General features: G+C 38.8%; 17 protein-coding genes and 1 riboswitch. Of the genes, 16 read left to right on the forward strand and 1 reads right to left on the reverse strand.

Annotated features, from left to right (window positions below):
- Positions 1 to 108 precede the first annotated feature (108 nt).
- Genes HMPREF1518_RS06175 through thiE form a run of 7 tightly spaced genes read left to right on the forward strand, consistent with a single transcriptional unit; the run spans position 109 to position 5,366 of the window.
- Positions 109 to 669, forward strand: coding sequence for an ECF transporter S component (locus HMPREF1518_RS06175; RefSeq protein ID WP_033584916.1), 561 nt, complete (start codon positions 109 to 111; stop codon positions 667 to 669).
- The gene (locus HMPREF1518_RS06180) at positions 670 to 2,055 is read left to right on the forward strand and encodes an ATP-binding cassette domain-containing protein (RefSeq protein WP_033584918.1); all 1,386 of its coding nucleotides are present in this window, start codon (positions 670 to 672) and stop codon (positions 2,053 to 2,055) included.
- Position 2,056: 1 nt separating this feature from the next.
- Positions 2,057 to 2,707 carry an energy-coupling factor transporter transmembrane component T gene (locus HMPREF1518_RS06185; RefSeq protein WP_033584920.1) on the forward strand — a complete coding sequence of 217 codons (651 nt, stop codon included), beginning with the start codon at positions 2,057 to 2,059 and terminating at the stop codon, positions 2,705 to 2,707.
- A gap of 10 nt (positions 2,708 to 2,717) precedes the next feature.
- Entirely contained in the window at positions 2,718 to 3,410 is a 693-nt protein-coding gene (gene tenA / locus HMPREF1518_RS06190) for a thiaminase II (protein WP_033584922.1), read from the forward strand.
- A gap of 3 nt (positions 3,411 to 3,413) precedes the next feature.
- The gene (gene thiW / locus HMPREF1518_RS06195) at positions 3,414 to 3,938 is read left to right on the forward strand and encodes an energy coupling factor transporter S component ThiW (protein WP_033584924.1); all 525 of its coding nucleotides are present in this window, start codon (positions 3,414 to 3,416) and stop codon (positions 3,936 to 3,938) included.
- On the forward strand, positions 3,938 to 4,741 hold the full coding sequence (locus HMPREF1518_RS06200) for a hydroxyethylthiazole kinase (RefSeq protein ID WP_033585036.1): 804 nt from the start codon (positions 3,938 to 3,940) through the stop codon (positions 4,739 to 4,741). Before thiW ends, HMPREF1518_RS06200 begins: the two co-directional genes overlap by 1 nt.
- Positions 4,734 to 5,366, forward strand: coding sequence for a thiamine phosphate synthase (gene thiE / locus HMPREF1518_RS06205; RefSeq protein ID WP_033584926.1), 633 nt, complete (start codon positions 4,734 to 4,736; stop codon positions 5,364 to 5,366). The genes HMPREF1518_RS06200 and thiE overlap by 8 nt, the downstream gene beginning before the upstream one ends.
- 46 nt (positions 5,367 to 5,412) lie before the next feature.
- Here thiE and thiD read toward each other — a convergent pair whose 3' ends face one another.
- Entirely contained in the window at positions 5,413 to 6,204 is a 792-nt protein-coding gene (gene thiD, locus HMPREF1518_RS06210) for a bifunctional hydroxymethylpyrimidine kinase/phosphomethylpyrimidine kinase (RefSeq protein ID WP_033584931.1), read from the reverse strand.
- 83 nt (positions 6,205 to 6,287) lie between these two features.
- A riboswitch (TPP riboswitch) is annotated at positions 6,288 to 6,386 on the reverse strand.
- Between the two features lie 183 nt (positions 6,387 to 6,569).
- Here thiD and HMPREF1518_RS06215 point away from each other — a divergent pair.
- From HMPREF1518_RS06215 to manA, 9 genes are all read left to right on the forward strand, one after another.
- Positions 6,570 to 6,965 carry a CopY/TcrY family copper transport repressor gene (locus HMPREF1518_RS06215; RefSeq protein WP_033584933.1) on the forward strand — a complete coding sequence of 132 codons (396 nt, stop codon included), beginning with the start codon at positions 6,570 to 6,572 and terminating at the stop codon, positions 6,963 to 6,965.
- A 10-nt stretch (positions 6,966 to 6,975) separates the two neighbouring features.
- Positions 6,976 to 7,347 (forward strand): cupredoxin domain-containing protein, encoded by a 372-nt coding sequence (locus HMPREF1518_RS06220; protein WP_033584934.1) that lies wholly within the window; start codon positions 6,976 to 6,978, stop codon positions 7,345 to 7,347.
- 9 nt (positions 7,348 to 7,356) lie between these two features.
- The gene (locus HMPREF1518_RS06225) at positions 7,357 to 9,579 is read left to right on the forward strand and encodes a heavy metal translocating P-type ATPase (RefSeq protein WP_033584935.1); all 2,223 of its coding nucleotides are present in this window, start codon (positions 7,357 to 7,359) and stop codon (positions 9,577 to 9,579) included.
- Between the two features lie 212 nt (positions 9,580 to 9,791).
- On the forward strand, positions 9,792 to 11,567 hold the full coding sequence (gene spxB / locus HMPREF1518_RS06230) for a pyruvate oxidase (protein WP_007520383.1): 1,776 nt from the start codon (positions 9,792 to 9,794) through the stop codon (positions 11,565 to 11,567).
- 110 nt (positions 11,568 to 11,677) lie between these two features.
- Positions 11,678 to 12,025: a VOC family protein gene (locus HMPREF1518_RS06235; protein ID WP_033584936.1), complete on the forward strand. Its 348-nt coding sequence runs from the start codon at positions 11,678 to 11,680 to the stop codon at positions 12,023 to 12,025.
- Between the two features lie 356 nt (positions 12,026 to 12,381).
- Positions 12,382 to 13,326: a hypothetical protein gene (locus HMPREF1518_RS10995; protein ID WP_231458941.1), complete on the forward strand. Its 945-nt coding sequence runs from the start codon at positions 12,382 to 12,384 to the stop codon at positions 13,324 to 13,326.
- Positions 13,327 to 13,615: 289 nt separating this feature from the next.
- A complete protein-coding gene (locus HMPREF1518_RS06245) occupies positions 13,616 to 13,876 on the forward strand; it encodes a SemiSWEET family transporter (RefSeq protein WP_001291471.1) in 261 nt (86 codons plus the stop codon).
- A gap of 479 nt (positions 13,877 to 14,355) precedes the next feature.
- Positions 14,356 to 16,977, forward strand: coding sequence for a TrlF family AAA-like ATPase (locus HMPREF1518_RS06250; protein ID WP_033584938.1), 2,622 nt, complete (start codon positions 14,356 to 14,358; stop codon positions 16,975 to 16,977).
- Between the two features lie 355 nt (positions 16,978 to 17,332).
- Positions 17,333 to 18,277, forward strand: a complete 945-nt coding sequence (gene manA / locus HMPREF1518_RS06255) for a mannose-6-phosphate isomerase, class I (RefSeq protein ID WP_033584940.1) — start codon at positions 17,333 to 17,335, stop codon at positions 18,275 to 18,277.
- Positions 18,278 to 18,279: the final 2 nt, after the last annotated feature.

Consider the following 18,279-nt stretch of genomic DNA (forward strand, 5'->3'; position numbering starts at 1 on the left):
GTTTGTAATTGGAGTTTTTTTGTTTATCAAAAGAGGATAAGCTTGACTGCAAGCTTTTTGGTAGCTCTCCTTGAATGCCCCACTTTTCTTTAAAAAAAGGAGTTTTTTATGTTGAAAAAATGGCAGTTAAAAGATGTTATCTTGCTTGCTTTCTTGTCTATCTTTTTTGGTGGCGTTTTTGTGGGTTCAGGCTATCTGTTTGATATCCTCACTCTGATTTTAGCCCCTCTTGGTTTACAGGCCTTTGCCAATGAAATCCTCTTTGGTCTCTGGTGTATGGCTGCGCCCATTGCGGCTATCTTTGTTCCAAGAGTCGGAAGTGCGACGATTGGAGAAGTGCTCGCTGCGCTTGCTGAAGTTCTTTATGGTAGCCAATTCGGCCTAGGTGCCCTATTGTCTGGCTTGGTTCAAGGCTTGGGAAGTGAATTTGGTTTTCTCGTAACCAAGAATCGCTATGAAAGTTGGCTCTCTCTAACTGCTAATAGTATTGGGATTACACTTTTTAGCTTTGTCTATGAATACATTAAGTTAGGTTACTACGCCTTCTCCCTTCCTTTTGTCCTTTCCTTGCTTGTGGTTCGTTTTATTTCCGTCTTTTTCTTCTGTACCATCTTGGTTCGTGCCATTGTCAAACTCTACCATCAGTTTGCGGCCGGAGGCAAGGTGTAGATGTGGCTAGAACTACGGGGGATTCAGTCACCAATCTTTTCGGAGCCGATTGATTTTACTTTTCATGCACAAGCTTTTACCTTGTTAGTTGGGAGCAGTGGTTCAGGAAAATCCAGTCTCTTTCAAGTCATTGCTCAAGTCTGTTCTCTTCCCTATAGTGGTCAAGTGCTGATAGATGGAAGGCTAGTCAGTCAGCTTTCTACCGTTGAACGTGTTCAGACGGTTGGTATTCTCTTTCAAAATCCCAATCATCAATTTACCATGGAGAATTTGTTTGAGGAGCTGATTTTTACCTTGGAGAATATCGGCCATCCTGTTCAAGAAATTGATTCTAAAATAGCTGAGGTGGTCCGGCAATGTCGTTGCGAGGCAATCTTGCACCGTCCCATCCATCACTTATCAGGTGGGGAAAAGCAAAAAGCTGCGCTGGCTGTTCTCTTTGCCATGAATCCTAGGGTCTATCTCTTGGATGAGCCCTTCGCTTCCATTGACCGCAAGAGCAGAATCGAGATCTTAGAGATTCTAAAAGAGTTGTCCTCTAATGGGAAGACAATTATTTTGTGCGATCATGATTTAACGGACTATGGAGCCTACATTGACCATATGGTGGAGCTAAGAGACGGGCAACTAAGGGAAATAAATAAAATCCCTACCTCTGAGATGACACTGGTCGCTTCAAAGGAAGTTGCTCCTAGTCCAGAACTATTCCATATGGATCGTGTGACTTGTGAGCTAGATCATCGCCCCCTCTTTTCCATTTCTGATTTTACATTCTACCAAGGAATTTCTTGTATCTTGGGTGATAATGGTGTCGGGAAATCAACCCTCTTTCGCTCCATTCTTCAATTTCAAAAGTATAAAGGGCGCATTACTTGGAAGGGGAAAGTCCTGAAAAAGAAAAAGAGCCTGTATCGTGACCTGACGGGTGTTGTTCAGGAAGCTGAGAAGCAATTTATCCGAGTCAGTCTGAGAGAGGAACTGCAATTAGATAGTCCAGACTCTGAAAGAAATCAGCGGATTCTCCAAGCTTTACAATACTTTGATCTTGAGCAGGCACTTGATAAGAGTCCCTATCAATTAAGTGGTGGCCAACAAAAGATTCTTCAGCTTTTGACCATCTTGACCAGCAAGGCTTCTGTGATCTTGCTAGATGAGCCATTTGCTGGTTTGGATGATAGAGCCTGCCATTATTTTTGTCAGTGGATTGTGGAGGATAGAAATCAGGGAAGAAGTTTTTTGATCATTAGCCATCGTTTAGATCCCTTGATCTCTGTTGTTGATTATTGGATCGAGATGACTAGTGAGGGGCTCCGTCATATTAAAGACGTGATAATCAGCAAACCTTTCAGTTTTCTGAGTAGGAATGCTCAAGGGGAGGTGAGGTAGTATGATCAAAGTAGCAACTAAGACACCAGTTATCAGCCTCTTCTTTCTAATTTTATCCTTGGAAACATCTTTCCTTCCTTCGATTGCTCTTAATCTTTCAGTAGTCGCATTTTGCATCCTCTTTATGCTCTATTATCGTCGATTTAAAGTATTGGCTTGGATGATTCTGCTCGCCATTTTGCCATCCTTCGCTAACTATTGGGCAGTACAGTTACATGGGGATGCTTCGCAGGCAGTGATACTTGGAACGAGAGCTTTTGTGACGGTTTGTATTGGTCTTGTCTTTGTTTCTAGTATTTCCCTAAAAGAGCTTCTCTTGTACTTGGCTCAAAAGGGGTTATCGCGTTCTTGGGCCTATGCCTTGATTGTGGTATTCAATTCCTTTCCCCTCATTCAGCAGGAAATCAAGTCCCTCAAGGAAGCTTGCTTACTGCGTGGCCAAAAACTGCATGTTTGGTCGCCCTTGATTTACAGCAAGGTTCTGATGACGGTCTTTAGATGGCGCCATCTCTACTTGAGAGCTCTGTCTGCACATGGATATGATGAGCATGCACAGTTGGAGAATCGCTATCGGACTTTTTATATTTCTCAGAGGACAAAATTGATCTACCTACTTTTCTTTTTATTGCTTCAAACCAGTTTATTTCTATAAAGGAGTTATTATGGAATTTACAGATATTGCGATGGAATTATCCACGGAAGCTTGGCAGGCTTCCTTTCATCATCCCTTTGTTTTACAGTTACAAGAGGGAACGTTAGAACCTACTATTTTCCGCTATTACTTGATTCAGGATGCCTATTATCTGAAGTCTTTTTCAGAAGCCTATCACCTCTTGGCTGATAAGACTTCAAACGAGGAGATGAAAAGACTCTTGAAACAAAATGCTCAGAGTCTAGTGGAGGGTGAATTATTTATCCGTCAACAATTTTTCAAGGAATTAGGAATCAGCGACCAGGAAATGGAGCAACATCCAATCGCTCCAACCTGTTACCATTACATTTCTCATATTTATCGACAGTTTGCAGAGCCAAACTTGGGCATTGCTTTTGCTAGTTTGCTCCCATGTCCTTGGCTATACCATGATTTAGGCAAGGCACTGAATCGCAAACCATCCCCGAATCCTCTTTATCAACAGTGGATTGAAACCTATATCACCGATGAGTTAGAACAGCAGATTAAAGAGGAAGAAGCCCTGGTGAATCAACTCTATCGAGAAAGCGACGAGACGGACAAACAAAAAATGCTAGAGGCCTTCCACAGAAGTGTCCACATGGAAGCCAAGTTTTGGGAGATGGCTTACCAACATCAAACATGGACGAGTGATTTGCAGTCCTTAGAAAAAGAGAAGAAATAGAAAATGAGAAACCACCAACTTCAAGTTCACAAATTAACCATTTTATCCATGATGATTGCCCTTGACGTAGTTCTTACACCCATTTTTCGAATTGAAGGAATGGCACCAATGTCCAGTGTAGTCAACATTCTTGCAGGGATCTTGATGGGGCCTGTTTATGCCTTGGTCATGGCTACAGTCACAGCCTTTATCCGTATGTCTACTCAGGGCATTCCCCCTTTGGCCCTAACAGGAGCTACTTTTGGAGCCCTCCTCGCAGGTCTCTTTTATAAGTTTGGTAGAAAATTTTACTTCTCTGCCCTAGGAGAAATTTTGGGAACAGGGATTATCGGATCCATTGTTTCCTATCCTGTTATGGTACTTTTTACAGGATCGGCTGCTAAGCTCAGCTGGTTTATCTACACTCCGCGATTTTTCGGAGCGACCTTGATTGGTACAGCCATAGCTTTTCTTGCCTTTCGATTTTTGATCAAGCAGGAATTCTTTAAAAAAGTGCAGGGATATTTCTTTGGAGAAAGGATAGAATGATGCAGAAATTGACAAATCCTTTCCCTCTGGCAACCAGTTCCTTGATTCACTGTATTACCAATGAGATTTCTTGTGAGATGCTGGCTAATGGTATTTTGGCCCTGGGATCTAAACCTGTCATGGCAGATGACCCTCGTGAGGTCCTTGATTTTACCAAACAAAGCCAAGCTCTCTTTATCAATCTGGGGCATTTGTCAGCTGAGAAGGAGAAAGCAATCCGTATGGCAGCTTCTTATGCAAATCAAGCTTCTCTACCAATGGTAGTAGATGCGGTTGGCCTAGCAGCATCTACCATTCGTAAGGGGCTAGTCAGAGAGCTTTTAGAATACAAGCCCACGGTCCTTAAAGGAAATATGTCGGAAATCCGAAGTCTTGTTGGTTTAAAGCACCACGGAGTGGGAGTTGATGCTAGTGCTAAAGATCAAGAAACTGAGGATTTGCTTCAAGTCTTGAAAGACTGGTGTCAACTTTATCCTGGTATGTCGTTCCTAGTCACTGGACCCAAGGATCTCATCGTTTCGGAGAATCAGGTTGCAATATTGGGAAATGGCTGTGCAGAATTGGACTGGATAACAGGGACAGGAGACTTGGTTGGAGCCTTGACAGCCGTTTTTCTCAGCCAAGGAAAGACTGCCTTTGAAGCTTCGTGCCTAGCAGTTTCTTATTTCAATATCTCTGCTGAGAGAATAGTTGTTCAAGGAATGGGATTGGAAGATTTTCGTTACCAAGTTCTCAATCAACTCTCTCTCCTAAAAAGAGACGAAGACTGGCTAGAAGCCATCAAAGGAGACTTTTATGAATAGAGAAGCACTTAGACTGTATCTAGTAACCAATCGCTACCAAGATTCCTTGGAAAGCTTTCTTGAAAAAGTTGAGACGGCTTGCCGTTCAGGTGTTACCATAATCCAACTACGAGAAAAAAATCTCACCACTAATCAATACTATCAGCTGGCAAAACAAGTCAAGGAAATAACAGATGCCTACCAAGTACCCTTGATTATAGATGATCGGTTGGATATCTGTCTTGCAGTCGATGCTGCTGGGTTGCATATAGGCGACGATGAACTACCAGTTTCGGTTGCCCGCAAAGTACTAGGTTCGGAAAAAATCCTCGGTGTCACTGCTAAAACAGTTAAAAGAGCTCTCGAAGCAGAAACATCGGGTGCGGATTACTTGGGAACAGGAGCCATTTTCCCGACTACGACCAAGGAAAATGCACCCATCACCCTAATTTCAACCTTGAAAACCATTTGCCAAACGGTCGCCATTCCAGTAGTTGCTATCGGAGGCTTGACGTCAGAGAATATTGACCAGCTTATCGGCACGGGTATAGCTGGAGTAGCAGTCGTACGTGATTTGATGCAGGCAGAAGATATTGAGGCAAAAACGCAAGCCTTTTTAACAAAGCTGGATGACATGATTTCCTAATCAAAAACTCTCTAGTTCCCTTAAACTGGGAACTAGAGAGTTTTTCTTAATCTTTAAAAGTTGTATGGTTGACTGGGCCAGAACCATGTCCGAGTTGAGGAGCGTCTTGGATGGCTTTCGTGATAAAGGCCTTGGCCTTATCGACTGCCTGGTAAAGGCTTCTGCCCTTGGCTAGTTCAGCCGTAATCACAGCAGCAAAGGTACATCCGGTACCATGGGTGTGACAGGTTTGAATTCGTGGACTTTCCCAGACAAATTGCTCCTCCTTGGTAAAGAGGAAATCCTTGGCACCACCTTCCAGATGGCCACCTTTGATAACAACAGACTGAGGACCAAATTCTTTTATAATCAGGCGACCAGCACGCTGCATGTCTTCTGGGTCATGAATCGAAAAACCAACAATCTCTTCTGCTTCAGGAAGATTCGGAGTGATAATGGTTGCAAGGGGAAGCAGATTTGTTTTTAGGTAGTCTCTGGCACTAGAATCAATCAGGGTGTCCCCACTCGTAGCGACCATAACAGGGTCAAGCACATAGGGACAGTCCAGTTTTTTAAGATAGGGTTGGATGATCTCCATGATCTCAGTAGTTGCCAACATCCCTGTTTTTACAGCCTGAGGCTTGATATCCGAAAAGACACTATCCAATTGAGCTTCCAGCATTTGGTTGGAGACGTGCTCGATTAATTGAACGCCTCTGGTATTTTGAGCGACAAGACTGGTCACAACGGCCATTCCATAGACATCTCTAGCTTGGAATGACTTCAAATCAGCCATAATACCAGCACCGCCACTAGGGTCTGTCCCAGCAATGGTTAGAGCAACGGGTAAATAAGTCATCTAAAACCTCCCAACCAACTGAAGTTTGTATTCTCAAGAACAAGCTAGTCTGTTTGAGGAAAGTAATAGAAGACAAGTAGTCCTCATTATCATTTCCACTTCCATCAGCTAGCATTACCTAGATTGAGTCAAAGGGATCTAACAGTCGTTAATCTCAGCTTTACGCACCCCTAGTGGTTGTTTTCTTTTTTCTTCAGTATAGCATATTTTTATAGTTTATATAGTAAAATTTGACTGCAAATCTCTCGTTACATGATTAGAATTCTATTTTTCAAAAAAAAAATAAAAATTATAGTTGACAAATGTAGATTTTCGAAGTATACTAATAACTGTAATCGACAAATGTAGATTTAGGAGGTGTGATTATGCAGATTTCAGATGCAGAATGGCAGGTCATGAAGATTATCTGGATGCAGGGCGAGCAGACCAGTAGCGATTTGATCAGGGTTCTGGCAGAGCGGTTTGACTGGTCCAAGTCCACGGTTCAGACCCTTTTGGCTCGTCTGGTTGAGAAAGAGTGTCTGACCAGGAAAAAAGAGGGCAAGTCCTTTGTTTATTCAGCCCTTTTAACACTAGACCAAAGCCGATACTTGCTTGTCCAAGATATCAAAGACAAGGTTTGTTCCCGTAGGATTAAGAACTTGTTGGCTGATTTGATTGTGGAATGTGATTTCACTTTGGCTGACTTGGAAGATTTGGAAGCTGTGATTTCTGAGAAAAAAACTAGCGCAGTTGCTGAAGTAAAATGTAATTGTATGTAAAGGAGACGTCATGTTAAATAGTATTGTAACCATTATTTGTATTGCCCTTATTGCGTTTATCTTGTTTTGGTTTTTCAAAAAGCCTGAAAAGTCTGGACAAAAGGCCCAGCAAAAAAAGGGCTACCAAGAGATTCGAGTGGAAGTCAAAGGGGGCTATACGCCTGAGTTGATTATCCTCAAGAAATCAGTGCCAGCCCGCATTGTCTTTGACCGCAAGGACCCTTCACCCTGTCTGGATCAAATTGTTTTTCCAGATTTTGGTGTGCATGCGGACCTGCCTATGGGGGAGGAGTATGTAGTGGAAATCACGCCTGAGCAGGCTGGGGAGTTTGGCTTTTCATGTGGTATGAACATGATGCACGGCAAGATGATTGTAGAGTAGGAGGAGATTATGACTGAAATTGTGAAAGCAAGCCTAGAAAATGGCATTCAAAAAATCCGTATACGAGCTGAAAAAGGTTATCATCCAGCTCATATCCAGCTTCAAAAAGGGATTCCGGCTGAGATTACCTTTCATCGAGCAACTCCTTCAAACTGTTACAAGGAAATTCTGTTTGAAGAAGAAGGCATTTTGGAACCAATCGGCGTAGATGAGGAGAAAGTCATTCGTTTTACACCTCAAGAATTAGGTCAACATGAATTTTCTTGTGGTATGAAGATGCAAAAGGGGAGTTATACCGTAGTTGAGAAGACGCGAAAATCTTTGTCACTTTTGCAACGTTTTTGGATTACCAGTATCTTTACTGTGCCGCTGGTTATTCTCATGATTGGGATGTTGACAGGGACTATCAGTCATCCAGTCATGCATTGGGGTACCTTTTTAGCTACAACGCCTATTATGCTTGTGGCAGGCGGTCCTTATATTCAGAGCGCTTGGGCCAGCTTTAAAAAGCACAATGCCAACATGGATACCTTGGTTGCTCTGGGAACCCTAGTGGCCTATCTCTATAGTCTAGTTGCCCTCTTTGCTGGTCTTCCTGTCTATTTTGAAAGTGCTGGATTTATCCTCTTCTTCGTTCTTTTGGGAGCCGTTTTTGAGGAAAAAATGCGAAAAAATACCTCCCAAGCTGTGGAGAAATTACTTGATTTGCAAGCTAAAACAGCAGAAGTCTTGCGTGAGGATAGCTATGTTCAAGTTCCCTTGGAGCAAGTCAAGGTAGGAGACCTGATTCGGGTGCGTCCCGGTGAAAAGATTGCGGTGGATGGTGTTGTAGTCGAAGGCGTCTCCAGTATTGACGAATCCATGGTGACAGGTGAGAGTCTGCCAGTAGACAAAACAGTTGGAGATACGGTCATTGGCTCCACCATCAATAACAGCGGCACTCTTATTTTTAAAGCAGAAAAAGTTGGTTCAGAGACTGTCTTGGCTCAGATTGTGGACTTTGTGAAGAAAGCTCAAACGAGCCGTGCACCGATTCAGGATTTGACGGATAAGATTTCAGGAATTTTTGTCCCAGCAGTTGTCATTTTAGCGATTCTGACTTTTTGGATTTGGTTTGTCTTGCTTGGGGCTAGCTTTGTGTCTTCTCTTCTTTATGGGGTGGCAGTTTTGATTATCGCCTGCCCTTGTGCCCTAGGTCTCGCAACACCAACGGCTCTCATGGTGGGAACAGGACGGAGTGCCAAGATGGGAGTTCTCCTCAAGAATGGAACCGTCTTACAGGAAATCCAGAAAGTCCAAACTCTCGTCTTTGATAAGACAGGGACTTTGACAGAAGGAAAACCAGTGGTCACTGATGTCATTGGCGACGAGACAGAAGTACTTGGCTTAGCTGCCTCTTTAGAAGAAGCCTCTCAACACCCATTGGCTCAAGCTATTGTCAAGCGAGTGACTGAAGCAGGACTTGAGCTTCAACCTGTAGAAAATTTCCAAGCCTTGCATGGAAAAGGTGTTTCAGGGCAAATCAATGGGAAACAAGTCTTGCTTGGAAATGCTAAAATGCTAGGTGGGATGGATATTTCGACCGCTTATCAGGAAAAACTAGAAGAACTGGAAAAAGAAGCTAAGACAGTTGTGTACTTGGCTGTTGACAATGAAATCAAAGGCTTGCTTGCCCTGCAAGATATTCCCAAAGAAAATGCCAAGCTTGCCATCAGTCAGCTGAAAAAACGTGGTCTCCGAACAGTTATGCTGACAGGAGATAATGCTGGCGTGGCGCGTGCTATTGCAGATCAGATCGGCATTGAGGAGGTTATTGCTGGTGTCTTGCCAGAAGAAAAAGCCCATGAAATCCATCAACTGCAACAGGCTGGTAAAGTAGCCTTTATCGGAGATGGTATCAATGATGCGCCAGCTCTCAGTGTGGCGGATGTCGGGATTGCCATGGGTGCAGGAACCGATATTGCCATTGAGTCGGCAGATTTGGTGTTGACAACTAATAACCTTCTAGGAGTGGTTCGTGCCTTTGACATGAGTAAGAAAACCTTTAATCGAATTCTGCTCAACCTCTTCTGGGCCTTTATCTACAATGTCGCCGGCATTCCGATTGCAGCAGGAGTCTTTTCAGGAATTGGTCTCGTTCTCAATCCAGAACTGGCTGGTCTAGCCATGGCCTTTAGTTCTGTATCTGTTCTGACTAGTTCACTCTTACTAAACTTTAGTAAAATAGACTAAAAGCGAGCTTGCTCGCTTTTTATTATAAAACAGTTCTGAAAAACGTTTTCAAACTGTACTGTAATAGAGAATAAAAACTTCTGAGCACATTCTTAGGATACCCAAAACAAATGTGGTAAAGTAGTAGAGTAAAAATTTGCTGAAACGTTTCCAATTAGTATATGAAAACGGATTTATCAAGTTTTAAAAATATTTGAAGGAGAGTTATCATTATGACTCAAGGGAAAATTACTGCATCTGCAGCAATGCTCAACGTATTGAAAACATGGGGCGTAGACACAATCTACGGTATCCCATCAGGAACACTCAGCTCATTGATGGACGCTTTGGCTGAAGACAAAGATATCCGTTTCTTGCAAGTTCGCCACGAAGAAACAGGTGCTCTTGCAGCGGTCATGCAAGCTAAATTTGGCGGCTCAATCGGGGTTGCTGTTGGTTCAGGTGGTCCAGGTGCGACTCACTTGATTAACGGTGTTTACGATGCAGCTATGGATAACACTCCATTCCTTGCTATCCTTGGATCACGTCCAGTTAACGAACTCAACATGGATGCCTTCCAAGAATTGAACCAAAACCCAATGTACAACGGTATCGCTGTTTACAACAAACGTGTCGCTTACGCTGAGCAATTGCCAAAAGTAATCGACGAAGCTTGCCGTGCTGCAGTTTCTAAAAAAGGTCCAGCTGTTGTTGAAATCCCAGTAAACTTCGGTTTCCAAGAAATCGACGAAAACTCTTACTACGGTTCAGGTTCATACGAACGTTCATTCATCGCTCCTGCTTTGAACGAAGTTGAAATTGACAAAGCAGTTGAAATCTTGAACAATGCTGAACGTCCAGTTATCTATGCTGGTTACGGTGGTGTTAAAGCAGGTGAAGTGATTACTGAATTGTCACGTAAAATCAAAGCACCAATCATCACAACTGGTAAAAACTTTGAAGCCTTTGAATGGAACTACGAAGGTTTGACAGGTTCTGCTTACCGTGTTGGTTGGAAACCAGCCAACGAAGTGGTCTTTGAAGCAGACACCGTTCTTTTCCTTGGTTCAAACTTCCCATTTGCTGAAGTTTACGAAGCCTTCAAGAACACTGAAAAATTCATCCAAGTTGATATTGACCCTTACAAACTTGGTAAACGTCATGCCCTTGATGCTTCTATCCTTGGTGATGCAGGTCAAGCAGCGAAAGCAATCCTTGACAAAGTAAACCCAGTAGAATCTACTCCATGGTGGCGTGCAAACGTTAAGAACAACCAAAACTGGCGTGATTACATGAACAAACTCGAAGGTAAAACCGAGGGTGAATTGCAATTGTACCAAGTTTACAATGCAATCAACAAACATGCTGATCAAGACGCTATCTACTCAATCGACGTAGGTGACACTACTCAAACATCTACTCGTCACCTTCACATGACACCTAAGAACATGTGGCGTACATCTCCACTCTTTGCGACAATGGGTATTGCCCTTCCTGGTGGTATCGCTGCTAAGAAAGACAATCCAGATCGCCAAGTATGGAACATCATGGGTGACGGTGCATTCAACATGTGCTACCCAGACGTGATCACAAACGTTCAATACGACCTTCCAGTTATCAACGTTGTCTTCTCAAATGGTAAATATGCCTTCATCAAGGACAAATACGAAGACACAAACAAACACTTGTTTGGTTGTGACTTCCCTAACGCGGACTACGCGAAAATCGCTGAAGCTCAAGGTGCTGTAGGATTTACAGTTGACCGTATCGAAGATATCGATGCAGTTGTTGCAGAAGCTGTTAAATTGAACAAAGAAGGTAAAACTGTTGTGATCGATGCTCGCATCTCTCAACACCGTCCACTTCCAGTAGAAGTACTTGAACTCGATCCAAAACAACACTCAGAAGAAGCAATCAAAGCCTTCAAGGAAAAATACGAAGCAGAAGAACTCGTACCATTCCGCCTCTTCTTGGAAGAAGAAGGATTGCAATCACGCGCAATCAAATAATTCCTCTCGTCGAAAATCAAATGTAAACTTTGTAGATTTTATTCTTTGATTTTCTTAGAGCAGAACTTGAAAAGATCGGAGTAATCCGGTCTTTTTATGGAGGATAGTAAATGAATTTAAATCAATTAGATATTATTGTTTCAGATGTCCCCCAAGTCTGTGCTGACTTGGAGCGTATTTTGGATAAAAAGTCCGATTATGTTGATGACAGTTTTGCTCAGTTTACGATTGGCAGTCATTGTCTCATGTTGTCCCAAAATCATTTGATTCCTTTGAACAATTTTCAGTCAGGAATCATTCTTCACATCGAGGTTGAGGATCTAAATCAGAACTACCAACGATTGAAAGAAATTGGTGTCGAGATTTTACACGGTCCAGCTGTAACTGATTGGGGAACAGAGTCTCTACTAGTTAAAGGCCCTGCTGGTCTTGTGATTGATTTTTATCGTATGAAATAGGTCGCTTAATCATTTGAAGCTAACCTTAATCATTCTTAAAACAGAATGTGAGAATATGAACTATTGAAAGATCGGAGCAATCCGGTCTTTTTATGGAGGAATTTCATATTGAAGAAATTTTTTAGTTGTTATTTATATTTTAAGATTTTCTAACGAATAGAACAAATTTTCATGACCAAACAAAGATATAAAATAACAATTATAAAGAATGAACTACGTGTTACTGATATTTAAACAGTCTTAATTATTATTTTTATCTAACTAATAATAATATTTTCAAGTCCCTATAAATTTAAACTATTTATATGATATAATGTATATGAAATTTATTCTAAATATTGAAGGAGATTGGGAATATGTCCCGCAACAATGAAGAACATTCTAAAATTGTTAATAATAGAAAGTTAAATAAGTATTTAGTGTCTAAAGAGAAACTGTTTATAATTACAGCCCTCCTTTTTTTGATTATGATTATTCTTACCGCTATCATTTTATCAAAAATAAAAGATAATCATGTACCAAATGATAATGTTGTCTCTTCTAATACTATTGTGGAAAGTTCTACATCAAGTGCCACAAGCAATTACGCCATAATTGATGCTACAAATAAAGAATTGGAGAATCTGGATTATTATCTTCTTAAAGATAGAACTAAAATAGGGCAAAAATACCGTTTTTCCTTAAAACTTCCTAAAAGATCTGAATGGCGAACTTCTCCGTATATTGATGGTTTTACTGAAATTGAAATAAAAGAATTTTCTTTTATAAGAGTACAAGTATCAAATAGTCTTGCTGATCAACTTGAGGGGGAAAAAACAACTAAATTTGTTGTTGAGGTTGTAGAGAAGAATAGCGAGAGATACTTAATGGCTCTTGAAGCTAAGCTAGAAGAAAAAGATTCTTTAAGCCCAAATCAATCAGTTCCACCAGAATCATCATCTGATTTGTCAACAAAATCTGAGCAATCTGTAACTAAAAAGATAGACTTAGAAAAATACTATAATGCTATAAAGGATTCAGTTGAAACTGTAAATACAGAGGCGGGCTATAGTTTACTTGAGATGGAAAAAACTTCAGTAACTCCGGGTATAAGAATTATTCTTACTGAAAACAATGACTCTTATTCAGAAAAAGAACTTAGAACGGTTATTAGGGCGTTAAATAAATCTTTGTATAAGATTGCTATAACTCATGGAGTGAATAGCCCAAGATTTTATTATATTTTAAGTGGCGAAGAAGTTGCTGTTAATCGTTATATCATGGCACCTGATGAAGTAAAATTTTCTGGGAAATTAAAATAAATATAGGTCTACTCTAATAAATTATGAGAGTGCAATCTTTAACTAAGTGTAAAGTAGAACTCGGGGATACAAATGAAAAGAATAGAACATAGCTCAACCTTGTCAGCATTAAAAAGGTTGCTCTTTTGATTGAAGAAAATTGTCCAAAATGGACTTTTTCTTCAATCTGAAGAGGACTTTATCACAAGATTGTGATAGTTTACATCTTCATAACAAAAGCTTCAAAGTCTTGATTGTTTTGAAGAAAGATTATAAAATATGATTCATAAAAATGAAAGAGGTTTTGAAAATGTCTGAAAAACAAATGAAAATTTTGGGTTGGGTAGCGACCTTCATGTCTGTTATGATGTATGTGTCTTACTTCCCACAAATCATGAACAACCTGGCTGGTCAAAAAGGAAACTTCATCCAACCCTTAGTCGCAGCCATCAACTGTAGCCTATGGGTTTATTACGGTCTTTTCAAGAAAGAAAGAGATATTCCCCTCGCGGCTGCTAATGCGCCAGGTATTATTTTTGGTCTGGTAACGGCTATCACAGCTTTGATTTAAAAAGAAGACTGGTTTGAACTGCACCCCAAAAGTTAGATTTTTTCTGTCCAACTTTTTGGGGGCAGTACATATTGCATCCTTTTTAAATTTTTAGTGGATTAGATAAATACATAAAATTTTAGGTCATAAATTTTTCTACAATATAATTATATTTCTTAGTAAGAATTTCTTTTGTTTCAATGGCATTAAGTATTTTGTATAACAACATTCTCTTGCATTGAAGCATATTATGGTTATTGTGATATAAAAAATCCATTTCGCTTCTTTTACTTTTGTAAAACATTTTTCATTCTTCGTTCTAAATTTAAGTATTCCATAAAAGTTTAAAATTCTGTTAAAATTTCAAAAAAACTATGACGAATTAAGAGTAAGTTTTATTTTTATTATGTTATAATATAATAAAGGTAATGTTTTTTCAAAACAGTCTTAGTTACTTTATAATACAGTCAATAGCTTTAGCATATGAAAGGATAGTTTAAATGAATAGAGGTTCTGAATTTAGAAAATGGGATTTGCATATACATTCACCATATACAGTGTTAAATAATCAATTTAGTAAATTTGAAGATGGAAGTCCAGATATTGAAAGTTTTATTCAAAAAATTAAGGATGAGGATATTTCAGCAATTGGTTTAACTAATTACTTTAATTTTACCGATGACGATTTTAATTTAAAAACAAGACTTGAAGAGAACGGTATTGTAACTTTTCTTAATTTAGAAGTGAGATTATCTAATATAAATAAATCTGACCAGTTATTTGATTATCACATCATTTTTGATAATACATTAGATGATGGTATTATTAAGAATTTATTAGGGGAATTAAAGGCAAATATTGGTGCAACTGAGAAAGCATTCAATAGATTAAGTAATAAAGAGATTGAGTCTTCTGCTCATGTTGATTTCAAAAGTTTAAATCAAATATTAGAACGGAATACAGAATTAAATGGAAACTATTTAAAAGGATTTCTCTCGAGAGGGCATGGTAGTGCTACTAGTGATTCTGATTCCAAAAATAAGGCTGTTTATGAACAGATTTGTGTGAATTCAGATTTTATTATTCATTCTAGTTGTAATGATTCTTCGACTTGCCAAGACCCCAAATGCAAACATATGAATATAATATCTGACCGAGAATATTGGTTGCATAAATCTGATTATGTTAGACCTCTTTTACAATCTTCTGATTCGCACTCTTTAGAAGGGATTGGAACGAAGTATAGTTGGATTAAAGCAGATTTGACTTTTGAAGGTTTGAAGCAAATAATCTTTGAGCCAGAACATCGGATATGTGTAGGAATAGGAAAACCAGTTCGAACTGATGATGAGCTAATTATTGATAGAATTGAATATGATGGAGATACCATACTTTTATCAGATAATTTAAATACGATTATTGGTGGTAGATCAACTGGAAAATCCACCTTATTAAATTCAATTGCCTATAAACTTAATGATAGTGAATCTAAAAATAAATATACGTATAAAGATATGGAAAACTTTCATGTGTTCTGGAAAGATAGGGAAGAGGATGATACTAGAAAAATACAATACCTACCTCAAGAACATATGATTCAACTAGCGAATAATACTGAAAAGTTAAATTTTCTTGTTAATGAAATTATTCAATCTAAAGGATTGGATGAAAATATTAAAAGTTATCAACAAAGTCATAATAAAATAGATATCGCAATTAAGGGACTTTTAAATGAATTTAAAGAAAATCTTCAACGTCAACAAAATCTCGTAAAACCAGAATTTGATAAAAAAGCTACTAACAAAAGGATTATTGAACTTCATAAAAAACGAGATGAATTGTTATCCGCAGTAGATATTGATGATGAAGAGAAGAAAAAATTTGAGATAGATAACTCTACTATTAAGAAGTTACAAGGTGAAATAAATCGGCTTGAAAAAGATTTTGTATTTATTGATAATTTATTTATTCCTAATATTGCAGCATATTCCAAATCTAATTCTGCACTTGAACATAGTGACGAAATAAGAGATATAATTAATAGTGCTGTTGAGGATATTAATCAAAAAGTACAACAAACATTTGAAGACAAAATTAATATTCTTAAGCAGAGATTAAATGATCAACTTTATGAAACTAAGAATAAAATTGGTTTAATTAGAGATACTCCAGATTTTAAAAAGTTTTTATCTTACTTACAAGATAATAATGAGTTGTCATTTATAGAAGAGAACATAAAGCAAGAAACTACCATATTGAAAAAAATTGAAAGTTACGAACAAGAGATATCCAACCTTAAAACTGAAAACGATCAATTAAAACAAAATATTATTAATCAGTATAGAGAGTATTCAAAAATTCGAAAAGAATTACTTACTTCGTTCGATATATCTGAAAGTGATTTAAAAATTACTGTAGATTTTTACCTCAAGGATTTGGAGCTAGAGTTTGACTACATTAATGCTCAAGGACGTTCAAAAGCAGAATTTATTGAGAAATTAAATTTTGAGTTTGATTCAATGATTGATACTATATTTGAGGATAATTCTTTAAAATTTAATGGAAACAAAACCACATTAGACCATATCGAAAAGTTTTTCACTACTGATTTTTACTCTTATAAATTTGATATTGAATATCAGAATGATAAGTTTGAACAGATGTCACCAGGTAAAAAGGCTTTCGTTGTATTAAAACTGATTTTAGATTTTTCTAATAGTCGGGTTCCTGTATTGATTGACCAGCCAGAGGATAGTTTAGATAATAGAGCTATTTACCATGAGTTGACAGCATATATTAAGCAGAGAAAATTAAAAAGGCAAATTATTATTGTCACACATAATCCTAATATCGTCGTATCAGGTGATTGTGAAAATGTTATTGTAGCAAATCAACATTCAGAAAATAATCCTAATCCCCATAACAAAGTTTTTGCTTATAAAAATGGAGCTTTAGAGAATCAGATAAAAGAACCTGACAGTAATTTTATTTTAAACAAAAAATGTATAAAAGAACATGTTTGTGAAATTTTAGAAGGGGGGATTGAAGCATTTAAGAGACGAGAAGATAAATATGGTATTAAAATAGATAATCTAAATTCTCCAAAGGTAATTCAAGAATAGAAATAAGAAAGTTTGAGTTTTGATTAATGATATCTTAAAACTATTGATATATGACCCTAAAAAACCGAAACAATCTTTCGTCGAAAGACCATTAAAACCTGATCGTTATGTATGGCTGTCTATGTGTTTTGTCTACTTGCTTGTTTTCGTGATGATTATGTTAGCTTTTTTCATCATGTTCGTTCTTCCAAATCTTATGAAAGAATAGCTTCTTTTAGATTTATCAAAAGTATGAAAACCATATCGTTACTATTTTTATAAAATCTTCTCCCTACTTTATAAGATAGTAAAAAGAGTTCAATTCGAACTCTTTTTTTGCTATAATGAGGGGAGAAAAATCAGACAGGAGATCAAGATGTCAGAACCGTTATTTTTAAATTCTGTAATGCAAGAAAAAATCTGGGGTGGGACTAAACTACGTGATGAGTTTGGTTACGACATTCCTAGTGAAAAAATCGGAGAATACTGGGCTATTTCAGCCCACCCAAATGGAGTTTCAAAGGTCGCTAATGGGCACTACGAGGGAACAGACCTAGCTACTTTGTATGCAGAACACCGTGAATTGTTTGGCAACCGTCCAGAACCTGTATTTCCACTCTTGACCAAGATTCTGGATGCCAACGACTGGCTCAGTGTCCAAGTTCACCCAGACGATGCCTATGGACTAGAACATGAAGGCGAGCTCGGAAAAACAGAGTGCTGGTACATCATCGCAGCAGACGAAGGTTCAGAGATTATCTACGGTCACAATGCCAAATCAAAAGAAGAACTCCGCCAGCAAATTGAGGACAAGAACTGGGATGCCTTGCTGACAAAAGTACCAGTTAAAGCTGGAGATTTCTTCTATGTACCAAGTGGTACCATGCACGCTATTGGGGCGGGTATCTTGATTCTTGAAACCCAGCAGTCTAGCGATACCACCTACCGTGTCTATGACTTTGACCGTAAGGATGACAAGGGCAACTTGCGTGAACTTCACCTTGAAAAATCCATCGATGTTTTGAACATTGGTGAGCCTGCTAATAGCCGTCCAGTAACTGTCAAAGCTGATGATTTGCGTTCTACACTCCTCGTTTCTAGCGAGTTCTTCGCAGTTTACAAGTGGGAAATCACTGGCAAAGTTGATTTTGAAAAGACAGCTGACTACAGCTTATTTAGTGTCTTAGCTGGTCAAGGTCAGCTTACTGTTGACGGAAAAAACTATCCAATCCAAAAGGGTAGCCACTTTATCCTACCAAGTGATGTTGAAGCTTGGACCTTGGAAGGGCAAGGTTTGGAATTGATTGTTAGCCATCCATAAAA

The organism is Streptococcus sp. SR1, assembly GCF_000526075.1.
GTDB lineage: Bacteria > Bacillota > Bacilli > Lactobacillales > Streptococcaceae > Streptococcus > Streptococcus halitosis.